Source organism: Dethiosulfovibrio faecalis (genome assembly GCF_021568795.1).
Taxonomy (GTDB): domain Bacteria; phylum Synergistota; class Synergistia; order Synergistales; family Dethiosulfovibrionaceae; genus Dethiosulfovibrio; species Dethiosulfovibrio faecalis.
The window spans coordinates 124,690-139,687 of record NZ_JAKGUE010000002.1; the positions used below are offsets into that span (position 1 = coordinate 124,690).

A 14,998-nucleotide genomic window follows, 5' to 3' on the forward strand; every position below is an offset into this window, starting at 1 on the left:
ACATGAACGAGCGAATTAAGGTATTTCTCGCTGTTGCGGCGATTTTTCTTATCTGTTCCGTGGCCTGGGCTTCCGACGAAGCTCCGGTTTTCAAACAGTTGGACGATATGGAAAAGATCGTATATGGGGAGGTCGGAACCGGAGGTCTGATAGATCGATTGAACCGTGTGGAGAAAACCCTCTTCGGAAGGGAGTTGCCGGGAACCGTGGCGGAGCGTCAGGCCGCATTGGCTCGTTTCGTAAGAGAGGGAACCGACACTCAGCCCTCGCTGTTGTTCAAGATGTCCATAGCGGAGTGGATAACCGAACAGGTTTCCACGCCGGAAAAACCGATAGTGGATAGAATAGGAGCTCTCGAGAGGAAGCTGGAGGGACAGCCCATGGAGGATGGCCCCTTGGCCATGAGGCTTGAGAGGATGCTGGGACTGCTGGTTTCCGAACCGGTACTGTGGTCCTCCGTGCCCGTTCCGGCAGGAACGGTAGTCAGGGTCTCTCTGTTGGATACGATATCCCCCTCTTCTGTCTCGGTCGGCGATACGGTGAAGGGCAAGCTAACTAGAGATTTGGTGGTTGGAAACGTTCTTGTAGCCCCGAAGGGCTCTTTGGTCGAAGGAGCGGTTTCGAGCGTGTCGAAGCCTAGGAGTTTCGGCCGTCCCGCCGAGGTGCGTTTTCTATTCGAGAGGCTTATTACTCCCTCGCCGAATTGGATCTCCCTATCGGTAGGAGAGGCTGCCAACGAGGCAGCCAAGGCCGAAAAGGCCCAGATAGCCGCGGTAGGAAGCTCCCTAGCAGGTGCCATCTTGCTAGGTCCTCTTGGTTTGGCCGGAGGTTTTCTGGTAAGGGGGGACGTTAAGGAGATTCCTGCCGGTTCCATCTTTCACATGGAGGTATCGGAGGAGACCCCGGTGTTGTCCTATCCCGTACCGGAAGGTCTGGTCAGTCTAATACAGGTACCGGTCGATCGATTGTCTCAGGATATAGAGCCGGCTGCCAGCGAGGTGGATAACCTGTGATGGCTAAGGCGAGAGGTTTTTGTGCCGTCTTGGCCGCCGGGTGGATCACTGTGGCCCTGTGGACGACTCCGGCGTTGGCCGTAGACCTGGGAGACATTCTGAAAGACGTGGCAGGCGTGGCCGTCGGAGGATTCGTCATAGATAAGGTGGCGGGGCCGATAAACGACTTTATCAACACCGTTACCTTCAATAAGGGGGCCAAGGTGGAGGGGCATACCAAGGTCGTTCCCATAGTGTCTCTCGGTAGCGGAACCAGGATAGGTGCGGCCCAGGTCGCAGGTCCCAAAAAGGACGGCGTTTCCAGGGTCAAGGCCGTGGCCAGTCTAGAGACGTCCTTTCAGGGTAGGTTCAGGATCAAGATTTTGGTGCCGGTGGATTCGGTAAACCCCCTTCAGAGATTTGTCAGGGTCCAGGGGGTAGGGGTGTCGGCCATAATCGATTACAAGCTCTGACGAAAGGGAGGTAAACGTTTTGCCCTTGAGAAAACTGGGTTCGGCTTGTCTTTTGTTGGTGTTTTTTGCCTCCGCTTGTTGGGGGGCGTCCCCTCTGGAGGATGCCACGAGGATTCTCGAGAACAGTACGTCCTTCCACTGGGGTAAGGACTGTCTTGTATGGGTCGTTCACTATCCCGAGGCACTAGTGGGACCGTGGGTCGAGGCGGACGCTATCTCCAGAGGCTATACTCCGGCTCAGAAAGAGGAGTATCTCCGGTCGTTCAGGGAACAGCTGAGGATAGGACAGTCCGAGCCCTTTCTTGTCACGGTATATCATTTCGGGCCCAAGCCTTTGAGCTTGAGTCCTATGTCGGAAAACCTCCTGATGATAGCCGAAGGAGGGGATGTTATACCCCCCCTTTCCTACGAGGATAAGTTGGATCAGCCCATCACGGGGGTGGTCCAGGGATTGGTGTTTTTTCCCAAACAGAAGGACGGTTTCGTCCTTTCCCTCAAGGGGCTAGGGGTCTATAGAGAACAGAGATTCGCCTTTAAGGGGTTTTCCTCCGTTGGAGAGCCTTCGTCGAACGACGTAGGTGAGGCGAAACAGAGGATCGTGGAGCTTCCCCCTGTGGAGACAGAGACGGTCTTAACCTCTTCGGGGGGTAAGGTGGATGTTCCGGTAGCGAAGCCGAAACCGGAAAAGGCGGAAAAGGAATCGAAGAGAGTCGAGGAACCGACGGTGGATACCGAGCCTCCTGCCTGGCTTGGACCCGGACCGGTTCTGACGAAGAAACCCGAACCGGTGGAGATACCGAAAGTGTCCTCAGGTGACTCGATGGCGTTGTCGGCGGATCTCTCGGAGGCGATAATGTCCGAAGACGATCCGAACCCTGCGGGGTTGGAGATGTCCCGTGATTCTCTGGTGGAGGCTTTTCTGGCTCTATGGGCCAAAGGCGATACCTCGACGATGTACGAGATGTTGTCTCCGTCCTCTAGAGGGGATAAAGATACTTTTTCAAAAAGGGCGAACGGTTCCCCTCTGCGCTGGTGTCTGGAAGACGGTTACAAGCTGAAGTGGCTCGATGGGGACAAGGTCAAGGTGTCGGTGGCCCAAAAATTGGTTTTGATAAGGGTTCTTCAGAGCGAGGTTCTGACCGTGGTATCGGAGGAAGGTCGTCTCTGGATTGTCTGGTAGATTTTTATGGTTTTCGACGATAATAGCGGTTATTTTAGGTTTTTCCTATATGCTCTATAGTGATCTCAATCTCGATTATCTTGAGGTTGAAGAGCCTGCCGGAGGTGTTGGAGCTGTCGAGCTCAAGGACGTGACTCTCAGGAGAAGCCTATCCGGAGATCTCTGGACTTTTCTGGTCCGTTCGGTGAGCAAGAAAGGCGGAATAGGGGACTTAAAGGACGTTGCCGGTAACCGTATAGGGCCGAACGGTTCCGTGTGGACCTTGACATCTCCCGAAGGAGAGTACGATAGCTCCGGAGATCGATTGGTGTTGCGGAACGGTAGCGGGGTTTTCGAGGAAAAAAAGGAGAATTTCGATTGGGTCGCTCCCGTCATCTTTTGGGGTGGAGCGTCTTCTGATCGTTGGTCCTTTCCGGATGGCTTGACCATATCGGGGGATCGTTACAGTCTGACGGGAAAAAGCGCAGAGGCGTCTCCCTCCGAAGGGGTCGTCGTCCAGGAGGGGGTTATGGTATGGTGGCACGAAGGTGGATCTGGGCGATAGTGGTCCTTATGCTTATAGCATGCCCTCTATGGGCTTTGGACGAGGACGAAGGAGCGGCCTCTCTGAACGCCGATGAGCTGTCTTTCGACGAGGCCAGTGGCGTAGCCGTTGCCGAGGGTAACGCTGCTCTGAAGTACAAGGGTGTCAGGATGTTTGCCGATAAAATGGAGATGGATACGGTTGGAAACGTGGTCAAGGCCTATTCCATGGAGGGCAAGGGAGTTACCTTGATCTCTGGAGGCAAGGTCTTGAGAGGGCAGAGGGCCGAGTTCGACTTGACCACCAGGGAAGGGGCTCTTTATGAGACCTCGTCGGCAGTACCTCTGTCCGAGTCTGATCAGTTCGTCTACATAAAAGGAGAGAAGATGGAGGTCTCCACCGTGGCGGCCGCACGTCGAAAGGGTTGGTTGCCCAAGAAGACCAGAGCCTTGTCGGACGACGAGGCCATAGGACGTTGGGAGGGGGTCTCCGTGACAACCTGTTCGGCCCCCCATCCCCATTATCGTCTCAAGGCCAAGAGGTTGATCCTCATCCCGGACGAGAGGGTTGTGGTGAATTCTCCTCAGGTGTATATAGGTGAATCTCTGTTGTTTACCTATCCCTTTGACTACAGGGTAGATCTTCAGGAGCACGGCGAGGGCAATTCGTTTATGCCAAAGTTGGGATACGACTCTGACAAGGGAGTTGGTCTGGGACTTTCCGGCCCCTTCTACTGGGATCGCGGTCAACTGTCACTCTCGGTTATGGGATGGTCCGACGAGGGGCTGGAGTGGTCCGGAAGGATAGACCAGGAGCTTGCTCCCTGGTTGAGGATATACGGCGAGACCGCATGGGAATACGAATCTACCTCGGACAGAAAGGAATATCGCCCTTCCTGGGGCTTCGTGGCGGAGAACGACGGTTGGACTCTGGACGGCCGATGGACCCAGAGAGAGGCTCTGAAGGAGGAGCTGCACTCCGGTCGTACCTACAAGACCACCCTGTGGAGGATGCCCGAGTTATCCCTTCATTCTCCCTGGTGGAGGTTTTCTTCCGACGAGAGACAGTATTTTAGGATGGGAGTTCAGTGGGGAAGGTATGAAGAGACCGGCAAGGGCCTTCCTGAGATGGAACGTTTCGGATGGGGCGGCGAGCTTTACGGAAAAATAGGTCGTGACACCGGCAGATGGGAACCTTTCTGGAGGTTGGCCTACAGGGATTTCAGCTATGACGCAGATGTAAACGATAGCCAGAAGGTGACCGATGCATCGGTAGGGGCGGTCTACAGGTCGGAATCCGGCTTCGAGGCCGGTACCGCTTACGTCAGGAGATGGGTTGACGGTCGCTCTCCTTTCGCGTTGGTGGAGACCGACGACGATTCGGACAGCTGGGACGACTACGACGAGGAGGAGCTTATATACCAGCGTTTCGGGTTCTCCCTTTCGGATACATTCAGGCTTAGGCTGACCGGAGCCTACGATCTGGACCGGAGCCGGATGGACGAGATCGCCTATCAGCTGACCTATCAGAACAACTGTTGTTTTAAGTGGATATTGACATACAGGGACAATCGGCATGACGATGACGATTGGGCTTCGCTGAGTTTCCAGCTTACGGCCTTTCCTGACAATACCGTGAGGTTCGGCGATAACGAGTTGGACGATCCTTTCGAGGAACCTCGGGATTTACCGAAAGACTGAGAGAAAAAGACCTGCCTCTCGGCAGGTCTTTTGTCTCTGTAGTCGTATCATTTTTCGGTGGATCAGTTTACCTGGATCTCCAATACGCGGAGTTTCCTCATGCCATTTGGAACTTTTACGCTGATCTCTTCTCCGGGGTGTTTGCCCATGAGAGCCTGTCCTACCGGACTTACCGAGGAGATCTTGCTCTTTTTAGGGTCTGCTTCCTCTGAGCCCACTATGGAGTAGCTGAAGGTCTTCTTGTTGCCGATGTCCTCGATGGTTACGGTAGTCCCGAGGGCTACATGGCTTCCGTCCAGGCTCGACGAATCTATTACCTGAGCCTTGCTGAGATGGTACTCGAGTCTCTGTATGCGGCTTTCCAGTTTTGCCTGTTCGTCCTTGGCCGCGGCGTATTCGGCGTTTTCGCTGAGATCTCCGAAAGACCGGGCCTCCTCTATCCTCTGGGCGACGACGTATCGCTCCTCGCTCCTGAGGCGTTTGAGTTCCTCGTAGAGTTGATCGTATCCCTCTTTTGTCATCTCGATTCTGTCGCTGACGGCAGTTTTGTCGCTCAAGGCTGAAACCTCCTCGATAGGCTGTTGTCGTTGAAAGGCAATTTTATCAGATACTCGGGAATGAGACAATCTCGACAGGGCTGCAATAACCAAAAAAAGAAGGGAATAACAAGGGGTCGGATTGTCCGACCATGGTTTATTTTACTGAATATGGAGGTCGTGATTCGACGTGACTACACAGGATAAAGCACAGAACGATAACCAGTTAGAAAAAGGACAGGCGGGCCGTGGAGACGGTGGAAGAGGCGGCACGAGCCGAGGTAAGGGACGTCCCAGAAGGAGAAAAAGGCCCGGGAAGGGGACGAGGCCGAAGGACGGTACGCTGAGGTTTATACCCCTGGGTGGAATAGGAGAGATCGGGAAGAATATGTACCTCCTGGAGTTCGGGGAGGATATGATCGTGATCGACTGCGGTCTTATGTTCCCGGAGGAGGAGATGTTGGGAATAGATTTCGTGATTCCCGACACTACCTATCTGGAGGCCAACAAGGAGAGGGTTAAGGGTATTCTCCTTACCCATGGACACGAGGATCACGTAGGTGCTCTTCCCTTCGTGCTACCCGGTCTGGACGTTCCGGTTTACGGCACCAAGTTGACCTTGGGCATGGCTTCTCACCGTTTGGAAGAGGCCAGACCGGATTACAAACCTAAGTTTAAGGAGATCAAGGCTGGAGATAAGATCAAACTCGGTCGTTTCTCCATTTCGTTTATTCCGGTGTGTCATTCAATTCCCGATGGAGTAGCTTTGGCTATAGAGACCCCTATAGGGACAGTCATCCATACGGGAGACTTCAAGCTGGACCCGACTCCGGTGGACGGAAGGATCACCGATTACAGCGCCTTCGCCGAGTTGGGGAAGAAAGGCGTATTGGCCTTGATGTCCGACTCCACCAACGTGGAGAAGGAGGGGTTTACCCAGTCGGAGAGCGTTATATCCGGCACTTTGGAGAGGCTTTTCAGAGAGCAGCGGAACAGAAGGGTGATAATATCCTCTTTTTCCAGCAACCTGCACAGGGTGCAGCAGGTCGCGGACGTAGCTGCTCGGTTCAACCGTAAGATAGCCTTTGCCGGAAGGAGCATGATAAACAACGTCGACCTGGCCCGTAGGCTGGGGTATCTTCAGATATCCGACGATATGATGGTCCCTTTGCAGGATATCGACAAAGTTCCCCATAATAGGCTGGTCTTGGTTACCACCGGCAGTCAGGGTGAGCCTTTTTCAGGGTTGATGCTTATGAGCAAGGGGGAGCATCACAGGGTCAAGCTCGGCCCCAAGGACGTGGTGGCCGTTTTCGCCACCCCGGTTCCAGGTAACGAGAAGATGGTGAGCAACATGGTGAACCGGCTTTTTCGGTGTCGCTGTGAGGTTATCTACGAGAAAAGCTGGGGCACCCACGTGTCGGGTCATGCCTCCAGGGAAGAGTTGAAGATGATGCTGAGCATGGTGAGGCCCAAGTATTTCGTCCCGATTCACGGAGAGTACCGGATGTTGGTTCGCCATGCTCAGCTGGCCAATCAGGTGGGTGTTCCGGTCAAGAATACTTTTGTTATGGATAACGGCGACGTGCTCTCCATAACGGATAAATCGGCTCAGGCCAAGAGCAAGGTGCAGGCTGGCGCCGTGCTGGTCGACGGTCTCGCCTTCGGCGAGTTGGAGAGCAGCGTCATGAGAGAGAGAAAAGATCTGGCCGAGGACGGCGTTTTGGTTGTCTCTATGACGCTCGATCGCAGGTTCAAGCTTTTGTCCGACCCGATGTTCGAGAGCTGTGGTTTTATGCACCTCCACGATGCGGAGCACATGAGAAAAGAGTTTTCCGATGCTATAAGGCACACGGTCAAAAAAGCCTCTTCCCAGAGAGGAGTTACCGTAGAGGTTTTGGAGAACAAGGTCAGGGGACGCTGTCGTGAGCTGCTTCGAAAGTATGCCGGCACCAGTCCCAGGGTTATACCTTTGATCACGGTTCTCGATAGATGATCCATTCGCTGTTGCTCGGTCTGATCCAGGGACTCACCGAGTTCCTTCCGGTCAGCAGCTCGGGGCATCTCGCCTTGGCCCAGAACTTTCTCGGTTGGAAGGAGCCAGTTCTGGCGTTCGATATAGCTCTTCACTGTGCCACGATGTTGGCGACAGTCGTGTATTTCAGAAAAGACGTTCTGGAGCTTGGGGGACAGTGGTTTTCCGGTCTTGTCAATACGGAAAGCCGAGGTAAACCGGGATGGATCGTAGGATGGGCGATGATAGCCGGTACCGTCCTGACCGTTGTCCTCGGTTTGCCTCTCAAGCCTCTGGTGGAGAGACTTTCCACCTCCGTTTTTGCTGTTGGGGTGGCTCTCGTCTTCACCGGAGGGTTACTCTGGGTGGCCTCTCTCCTTCCCCGGGGAACCGGTCGGGTGACGGTGTTGGGCGGAGCTACGATAGGCCTGGCCCAGGGACTGGCCGTGATCCCCGGGATCTCCAGGTCCGGTTCGACCATAGTGGCGGGGCTGGGGCTGAAACTGTCCTCCGAGGAGGCTTTTCGCTTTTCCTTTTTGCTGTCCCTCCCTGCTATATTGGGTGCGTCTATACTGGAATTGGCGGATTTCACTACGTCTTCCATGCCCAGCGGCTGGTTCTTGGGGGTCTTGGTCGCCGGGCTGTCCGGTTACGGGGCTCTTTCTCTGCTTCGTAAGGTGGTGACCCTGGGGCGCTGGAGAGGTTTCTCCGTCTATTGCGTTATCCTGGGGCTCGTCTCCGTGTTTTTGGGGAGGTGAGGCCGTGGATAAAATCATCCTGGCTTCCGGAAGCCCTAGGAGAAGGGAGTTGCTCTCCATGTTGGGCTGGCCCTTTATCGTGGAGGTCCCATCCGTGGAGGAGGTATCCCTCCAGGGCGAGGCTCCGGAGGATATGGTCCGTAGGCTGGCTCTGAAGAAGGCCGATGCCGTTGCCTGTCACAATGAAGGAAAGCTTGTTCTGGCCGCCGATACAGTGGTTGTATTGGACGGAAGGGTGATGGGGAAGCCCGAGTCCGTCTCACACGGTATCGAGATGGTCGAGTCGTTGTCGGGAAGGGAGCACCAGGTTATTACCGGTGTCGCCCTGGTTTCCCCCGTGGGGCGGATATCCCGGTTCGAAAGGTCCTACGTTCTTTTCAGGTCTCTTTCCAGAGATGAAATAGAGGCCTATCAGGCTACCGGAGAGGGAGCGGATAAGGCCGGGGCCTATGCGATACAGGGGGTGGGTGCCCTTATGGTGGAGGGGATAAGAGGCGATTTCTTCAACGTGATGGGACTGCCTCTCTATCTGGTGTCGAAGATGTTGGATGATCTTGGATTTCCCCTGGTTGAGCAATGGAAGGTGATGTGATGCGTTTTTCATGGCGCCGTTTCTTCGCGTTGATCTGTGTGGTCGTTTTCGGACTCAGTCTTCCAGGTCTTTTGTCCCGTTGGAACGTGGAGAAGAACAGGCGTTCTTCGGTGATTCTGGTGGATTGGGTACAGATTCCATCCCTTGCGGTTGAGTCGGGTAATTCCGTCGAGAAGACACTTAAGATGTTGGTGGATTCCGGTTCCAGAGGGATAATGATAGGGGAGTTTACCGGAGACGAGCTGGAAAACGGTGAACTCCCCCTGTGGTACGGTCCCTTGGAGGATCTGCCAGTCAAGGCCCTTACCTCTTTGCCCGAAGGCCTTGCGGGAACGGCCCTGATGTTCGACTCTAAAGGGGCTTATGCCGACACCTGGAGGGATTTTTTATCCCTTCGTTTTCCCCACGGAAGCTCTTCGTCGGTGGATGACAAGTCGGTTTTCGTTGTCCCCTTTTCCAGACAGACCCTTTCCGCCAGAGGAATATTGCCGGATCTGAGAGGCCTGGAGATGGCGGCGAAGCTCTCTCTGCCGGTGATATATCGTCCCGCTCCGGTCGGAACCCAATCCTCCGAAACAGTGGTGAATCCTTTAAAGCTGATATGCGAGAGGTTTCCCAACGTGGTGGGGATTTCGCCTTCCGGGGAGATCGTGGCGGGTTACCCTGACATAAAGGGGGTGGCCGCCCTCGTTAGGGAGAGAAATCTCTTCGTGACCCAGGTGGAATTTTCCCGCCAGATAGGAGATAAGCCGCTACAGTGGTCAGTGTGGCCGAGGATACTATCGCTGCATAGCGTGACCGACGAGGAGGTCATGTCTCGGCGAATCGATAGAAAGACCATGGTCGATCGTATGGTTCGAGCCGCCGTGGAGAGATCGGTTTCGCTTTTGCTCTTCAGGGTGGATCCTCTCGGAGGAGGTATAGACCCTCTTAAACGCTATTGTTCCGACATATCGAAGCTGAGGAGTCGGCTTGCCGGTAGGGGAATAGACGACAGATGGCCGTCTCCCATGCCCGATTGGGGATCCTCTCCTACCGGGGCTTTGTCCATGGTGCTCATATGTCTTTTGACGTTATGGGGTTTGGTTAGAAGGTTCAACGGCGTCGAGGACGAGGTATCTATAAAGGCGGTCCTGTCGTTTACGTTGTTGTCGGTCTTCATCGCTTTGATCTCGTTGAGGATGCCTGTGGCGGCCAAGCTGATCGGAGGATTTACCACCGCTTTCGTAGCGTCCGAGGCGGTTCTCATAGCTTTGGAGGGCTGGAAAAAACCGGGGCGAGCCTTGATCGCCGGGCCTCTAGTGGCTATATTGGGCGGGATGGCGGTGGGATCGTTCCACAGCGCTCCTCTTTATATGATGAGGCTGATGCCTTTTTCCGGGGTTAAACTGACCCTTTTCCTTCCCATTCTGGTGGTCCTGTTCCACGATCTTCACAGAAAGGTCCATCCTGAGAATCTCGGAGAGCTTATGGGACGTCCTCCCATATGGGGGGAGATCTTTATAGCCGGTTTCCTCGTCGCCGCGGCGGGGCTGATGGTATTCAGAAGCGGCAACGTGAGCTCCGTTCCTGGATGGGAGATAGCCATGAGGGACGCCTTGGAGGATCTGTTGGTGGCCCGCCCCAGGACCAAGGAGGCATTTCTGGGGTATCCCTGTCTGATGCTGTGGTTTTACGTTCGAAGGCACGATTGGATCCCCAGATACAGGGAGGTCCTGAGGCTGGGAGCCACGGTGGCTTTCTCCTCTTTGGTGAACACTTTCTGTCATTTCCATACCGCTCTTTACATCACTTTCCTCCGGGTGTTCAACGGTTGGTGGACCGGTATTTTGCTGGGATTGGCGGCGATAGTGGTCCTTAGGTTCTGTTTCCTGCCGTTTATCATGAAGTTTGGAAGAGGTGTCGAGGCGTGAGAAGACGGTTCGTCTCCCTGATATGCGGTTACTATGGAATGGGGAACCTGGGAGACGAGCTTTTGCTGGCCGCCGTTCTGAAGGAGCTCGAGTCGGTAGGAGTCGATAGAGACCGTGTAGCGGTGTTGTCCGGCGATACGGAGGGCACATCCTCGTTCCACGGGGTCACTGCTTTCGACAGGTGGTCTTTGACCGAGGTCTGGAGGGCTTGTCGCTCGTCTCATAACTGTCTGTTTGGCGGTGGAGGTTTGTTTCAGGACGTCACGAGCCTCCGTTCCGTACTTTATTACGGAGGGGTGGTCGCGATCTCCAGAGCGGCAGGGTGTGCCCCTTGGCTGTTCGGCAATTCTCTGGGACCTTTCCGGTCTTCCTTGGGGCGAAGGATAAGCTCTTTTGCCTTGATGGCCTGTTCCGTAGTGGCCTTGAGGGACGATCACTCCATGGCCGAGGCTGCAAGAATGGGCATACCGGCGAAGAGATGCCCCGATCCGGTGATGTCTTTGAACGTACCCCAAGGACGAGGCAATTCTCTTTTGGTGAACCTGAGGCCCTGGAATGGTGATCTGGAGTTCCGGGCCGCCGGAGCTATCGCCGATTATGCCGAACGCAAGGGGCTTCCCGTCGTAGGAGTGGCCATGTGTGGACAGGATAGGGATCTCTTGGAGCGTCTCGATAAAGACGGGGTTTTGCCAGTCTCCGACGTGGTGGAGCCAAAGGGGGCGGACGATCCAGTGTGGGGCTCCGGCTTCGCTTCAATCGGCATGAGGCTGCATTTCTGTCTGTTATCGTCTCTGGCCGGGCTTCCCGGAACGGCGGTCCCCTACGATCCCAAGGTGGTGGACTTCGGACGCTCCGTCGGCTACCCTCTTTGGGACGGTGTCGGTCCTTTCCCCGATACCGTGGTCCCTAATCGAGCCTGGATAGATCGTTGCCGAAAAGGCGTGTCGGAGACTTTCAGGGATTCCTGGCAGGAGGTGTTTAGAGGATGATCTCTAGTCTGGAAGCTCTTGCGATGTCCATAAGAAAGGACGTCGTAAGGATGGTGGGTAACGCCAGATCGGGCTACGTCGCCTCCGCTCTGTCGGTGTTGGATATATTGGTGTATCTTTACGAAATGGAGCTCGATGTGGACCCAAAGAACCCCAAGACCAGAGACAGAGATCGTCTTATCATGGGCAAGGGACATGGTTGTCCCGGGTTATACGCCGTGCTTGCCCATAGGGGGTTTTTCGAGAGAGAGGCTCTTTGGAATTTCAGGAGACTCGGAGCCCTGCTTCAGGGACGTCCCGACGGATCCAGGACTCCCGGGGTGGACGTGTCGTCCGGAGCGCCCGGACTGGCCCTGGGTATAGCAAACGGAGTAGCCCTGTCCATGAGGATGGATGGTTTAAAGGGCAGGGTCTTCTGTGTGATCGGTGACGGCGAACTTCAGGAGGGATCTCTGTGGGAGTCGGCGATGACGTCCTCTCATATGGCCTTGGACTCTGTCACTCTGGTGGTCGATAAAAACGGCGACCAGATGGGGGGGCCGGTCGACTCGATAAAGAGGTTGGAGCCGCTGGAGGATAAATTTCGCTCCTTCGGATGGAACGTTGCGTCGGCGGATGGCCACGATTTTTCCAGTTTGGACGCCGCTTTTTCCTCGATAAGAGATAAAAACGGTCGTCCCTCGGTGATCATAGCGAAGACCATGCGCGGCAAGGGAGTATCCTTTTTCGAAGAGGGACGTAAAAAAGATTCGGGCCTTTCGAGGATGGAGACGGAAAGGGCTCTGGAGGAGCTTGGAAACGGAGATAGAGATGAGCGATAGAATTATGATGGATCTTCTGGACGAAGTCTTCGTCTCTCTGGGGTCCGACGACGCAGATCTCGTCATTCTGGATGCCGATGTGGCCTCCAACTGGCTTACCCGTTTTTCCGGGTCCTTTCCCGACAGGTACATCAACCTGGGCATGGCCGAGTTGGACGCTGTAGCCACAGCCGCCGGGATGGCCTCGGCGGGAAAGCACGTGTGGTTGTTCTCTACCGCTGCCAGGCTGCTTGGACGAGGATACGACGCTTTACGTACCGCTGTTGCCATTCCGGGACTTAACGTCAAGATGGTAGTCTCACACGGGGGGGTGTCGGCCGGAGAGGACGGCGCCGTCGCTCAGATGCTGGAGGACCTGGCCCTCACGAGGTCTTTGCCGGGAGTCTCGGTGGAGGTCCCGTCGGACTGCGTCTCGGCGGAGGCCATATTGCGAAGGATAGCCGCGACCTCCAAACCGGCCTATGTTAGATTGACCGGGGAGCCGATGGAGTACCTGTACGACGATTCGACTGTGAAGGACGCCATAAACGTATCTATCCCTCTGGTTGAGGGGACAGGCGTGACCATATGCGCCTGTGGTATCATGGTTCACGAATCTCTCAAGGCAGCCGCCATCCTTAAACAGCAGGACATATCGGCGGAGGTTATAGATTGTCATTCGGTGGCTCCTCTACCGGAGAGGTCCATTCTGGGTTCGGTCCATCGTACGGGATGCTGCGTGGTGGCGGAGGAGCACTCCTCCAGAGGGGGATTGGGCGAGGCCGTCGCCTCGATGCTGTGTCGCCTTTATCCCGTCTCCGTCCGTTTTGTGTCCGTAGACGATAGACCGGGGCAAAGCGGCTCTCCCAATGAGCTTCTGGAGTATTACGGCCTTACGTATCAGCAGATAGTGGGGGCTGCCGTGGAGGCGTGGACGATGAGGAGGCGATAGTATGGACGTAAGGATGGCCGGCGTTACCAAGGTGTTCAAACCGGACATAATGGCCATAAGCGACCTCTATCTCTCGATTCCCAAAGGGGATTTCGTGTATCTCATAGGGGAGACCGGCTCGGGCAAGAGCACCCTGTTGAGGATGATAACCAGGGAGGTCCGTCCCAGCAGAGGGCAGATCTCCGTTGGTGGCGTGAACGTAAGGAGGTTGAGACGAGGCCGGTTGCCCCATTACAGGAGGGACATAGGAGTCGTCTTTCAGGATTTCAAGCTTCTGCCCCACCTCACCGCCAGGGAAAACGTGGCCTTTACTCTAGAGGCAATGGGGTTACCCCCCAGAGTGGTGAAGACCCGGGCGGACGAGGCCGTGGACCGAGTTGGGATGTGGCATAGACGTAATCTCAGGCCCCCCCAACTTTCCGGTGGGGAGCAGCAGAGGGTTGCCATAGCCAGGGCGATAGTCGGCTCTCCCGCTCTTTTCCTGGCCGACGAGCCCACCGGCAACCTGGATGCCCATACCGCCGAATACGTCATGAAGCTGCTGCTTTCCATTCATGCCGCTGGGACCACCGTGATAGTCGCTACCCACGACGGTTCTTTGGTGGACTCCTATAGACAGAGGGTCGTGGAGCTTCACGAAGGCCGTCTCGTCAGAGACGAGAGAGGGGGTAAATATCGAAACGATGGCGACCTTTAGATATGCTCTCAGGGACACGTTCAGGACGATGGGTTCCCATTGGGGGGTCAGCTTTCTTACCCTCTTGACCGCCTCCGCCGTTTTCTTTCTGGTCGGAGCGACCGCGTTATTTTCCTTGAACATAAAACAGGTGACCTCGTCGATAGAGGGTGACCTCACCATCCAGGCTTTCGTGGATTCGGTGGAGGAGTGCCGGGCGGTGGCGGATGCCATGAGGGGACTCCCCTGGGTGTCTTCCATCAAGGTGATCTCGCCGGACGACGCCCTCTTGAAGCTTAAGGCCAAGCTCGGGAATCAGGCCAAGGCCGTCACTTTGCTCGGCAAGAACCCCCTGCCTTGGACTGTCGATATAGGGGCCAAAAAGGCCCAGGATGTTCCCTCTATCGTTCGGGAACTTCTCTCTCAGCCCTCGGTTGATGACGTCGTCTATGCTGGCGCTCTGGCGGAACGACTCGCCAGGGTCTCCGAGCTGTCTGGAAGGGTCGCGGTGGTGGTGCTGATCATAGCCGTTGTCGTCAGCGCTTTGGTGCTGTTCAACACTATCCGCATAGCGGTTTATTCCAGAAAGCAGGAGATATCGGTTATGCTGTTAGTCGGTGCGACTAGACTCTATGTGGCTCTTCCTTTCGTCCTCCAGGGAGTTTTTCTCGGATTGGGCGGGTCCTTAGTGGCCATAGGAATCATACATCTTTTTTACGGAGATGTAATAACTTCGATCTCTACCGCCCTTCCCCTGCTTCGATTCGTAACCGATTGGGACGTACTGTACAGGCTCTATGGAATCTTGTTGGGAACCGGTGTAGTGGTGGGATGGCTTTGCAGTTGGATGGCGGTGAGCCGTTTCATCCGTCAGGCCATGAGGCCTATGTAAACAGAGGT

General features: G+C 55.4%; 15 protein-coding genes. 14 read left to right on the forward strand and 1 reads right to left on the reverse strand.

Going from position 1 to position 14,998, the window contains the following annotated elements; genetic code table 11:
• Positions 1 to 2: 2 nt before the first annotated feature.
• Genes L2W58_RS02680 through L2W58_RS02700 form a run of 5 tightly spaced genes read left to right on the forward strand, consistent with a single transcriptional unit; the run spans position 3 to position 4,868 of the window.
• Positions 3 to 1,013: a TrbI/VirB10 family protein gene (locus L2W58_RS02680; protein WP_236101472.1), complete on the forward strand. Its 1,011-nt coding sequence runs from the start codon at positions 3 to 5 to the stop codon at positions 1,011 to 1,013.
• Positions 1,013 to 1,465, forward strand: a complete 453-nt coding sequence (locus L2W58_RS02685) for a hypothetical protein (protein ID WP_236101473.1) — start codon at positions 1,013 to 1,015, stop codon at positions 1,463 to 1,465. Before L2W58_RS02680 ends, L2W58_RS02685 begins: the two co-directional genes overlap by 1 nt.
• Before the next feature lie 19 nt (positions 1,466 to 1,484).
• A complete protein-coding gene (locus tag L2W58_RS02690) occupies positions 1,485 to 2,645 on the forward strand; it encodes a hypothetical protein (RefSeq protein WP_236101474.1) in 1,161 nt (386 codons plus the stop codon).
• Between the two features lie 49 nt (positions 2,646 to 2,694).
• On the forward strand, positions 2,695 to 3,189 hold the full coding sequence (locus L2W58_RS02695) for a hypothetical protein (RefSeq protein WP_236101475.1): 495 nt from the start codon (positions 2,695 to 2,697) through the stop codon (positions 3,187 to 3,189).
• A complete protein-coding gene (locus tag L2W58_RS02700) occupies positions 3,159 to 4,868 on the forward strand; it encodes an LPS-assembly protein LptD (RefSeq protein ID WP_236101476.1) in 1,710 nt (569 codons plus the stop codon). Before L2W58_RS02695 ends, L2W58_RS02700 begins: the two co-directional genes overlap by 31 nt.
• A gap of 62 nt (positions 4,869 to 4,930) precedes the next feature.
• Here L2W58_RS02700 and greA read toward each other — a convergent pair whose 3' ends face one another.
• Positions 4,931 to 5,425 carry a transcription elongation factor GreA gene (gene greA, locus L2W58_RS02705; protein WP_236101477.1) on the reverse strand — a complete coding sequence of 165 codons (495 nt, stop codon included), beginning with the start codon at positions 5,423 to 5,425 and terminating at the stop codon, positions 4,931 to 4,933.
• Positions 5,426 to 5,594: 169 nt separating this feature from the next.
• Here greA and L2W58_RS02710 point away from each other — a divergent pair, with 169 nt between their 5' ends.
• From L2W58_RS02710 to L2W58_RS02750, 9 genes are read left to right on the forward strand one after another with little or no spacing between them, the layout of a single operon-like run.
• Positions 5,595 to 7,400, forward strand: a complete 1,806-nt coding sequence (locus L2W58_RS02710) for a ribonuclease J (RefSeq protein ID WP_236101478.1) — start codon at positions 5,595 to 5,597, stop codon at positions 7,398 to 7,400.
• On the forward strand, positions 7,397 to 8,176 hold the full coding sequence (locus L2W58_RS02715) for an undecaprenyl-diphosphate phosphatase (protein ID WP_236101479.1): 780 nt from the start codon (positions 7,397 to 7,399) through the stop codon (positions 8,174 to 8,176). Before L2W58_RS02710 ends, L2W58_RS02715 begins: the two co-directional genes overlap by 4 nt.
• Positions 8,177 to 8,180: 4 nt before the next feature.
• Entirely contained in the window at positions 8,181 to 8,768 is a 588-nt protein-coding gene (locus L2W58_RS02720) for a Maf family protein (RefSeq protein ID WP_236101480.1), read from the forward strand.
• The gene (locus L2W58_RS02725) at positions 8,768 to 10,681 is read left to right on the forward strand and encodes a DUF5693 family protein (protein WP_236101481.1); all 1,914 of its coding nucleotides are present in this window, start codon (positions 8,768 to 8,770) and stop codon (positions 10,679 to 10,681) included. Before L2W58_RS02720 ends, L2W58_RS02725 begins: the two co-directional genes overlap by 1 nt.
• Positions 10,678 to 11,670, forward strand: coding sequence for a polysaccharide pyruvyl transferase family protein (locus L2W58_RS02730; protein WP_236101482.1), 993 nt, complete (start codon positions 10,678 to 10,680; stop codon positions 11,668 to 11,670). The genes L2W58_RS02725 and L2W58_RS02730 overlap by 4 nt, the downstream gene beginning before the upstream one ends.
• A complete protein-coding gene (locus tag L2W58_RS02735; protein WP_236101483.1) occupies positions 11,667 to 12,491 on the forward strand; it encodes a transketolase in 825 nt (274 codons plus the stop codon). Before L2W58_RS02730 ends, L2W58_RS02735 begins: the two co-directional genes overlap by 4 nt.
• Positions 12,481 to 13,422, forward strand: coding sequence for a transketolase family protein (locus tag L2W58_RS02740; RefSeq protein WP_236101484.1), 942 nt, complete (start codon positions 12,481 to 12,483; stop codon positions 13,420 to 13,422). The genes L2W58_RS02735 and L2W58_RS02740 overlap by 11 nt, the downstream gene beginning before the upstream one ends.
• Position 13,423: 1 nt before the next feature.
• Positions 13,424 to 14,119 (forward strand): cell division ATP-binding protein FtsE, encoded by a 696-nt coding sequence (locus tag L2W58_RS02745; protein ID WP_236101485.1) that lies wholly within the window; start codon positions 13,424 to 13,426, stop codon positions 14,117 to 14,119.
• On the forward strand, positions 14,106 to 14,990 hold the full coding sequence (locus tag L2W58_RS02750) for a cell division protein FtsX (protein ID WP_236101486.1): 885 nt from the start codon (positions 14,106 to 14,108) through the stop codon (positions 14,988 to 14,990). Before L2W58_RS02745 ends, L2W58_RS02750 begins: the two co-directional genes overlap by 14 nt.
• Positions 14,991 to 14,998 lie beyond the last annotated feature (8 nt).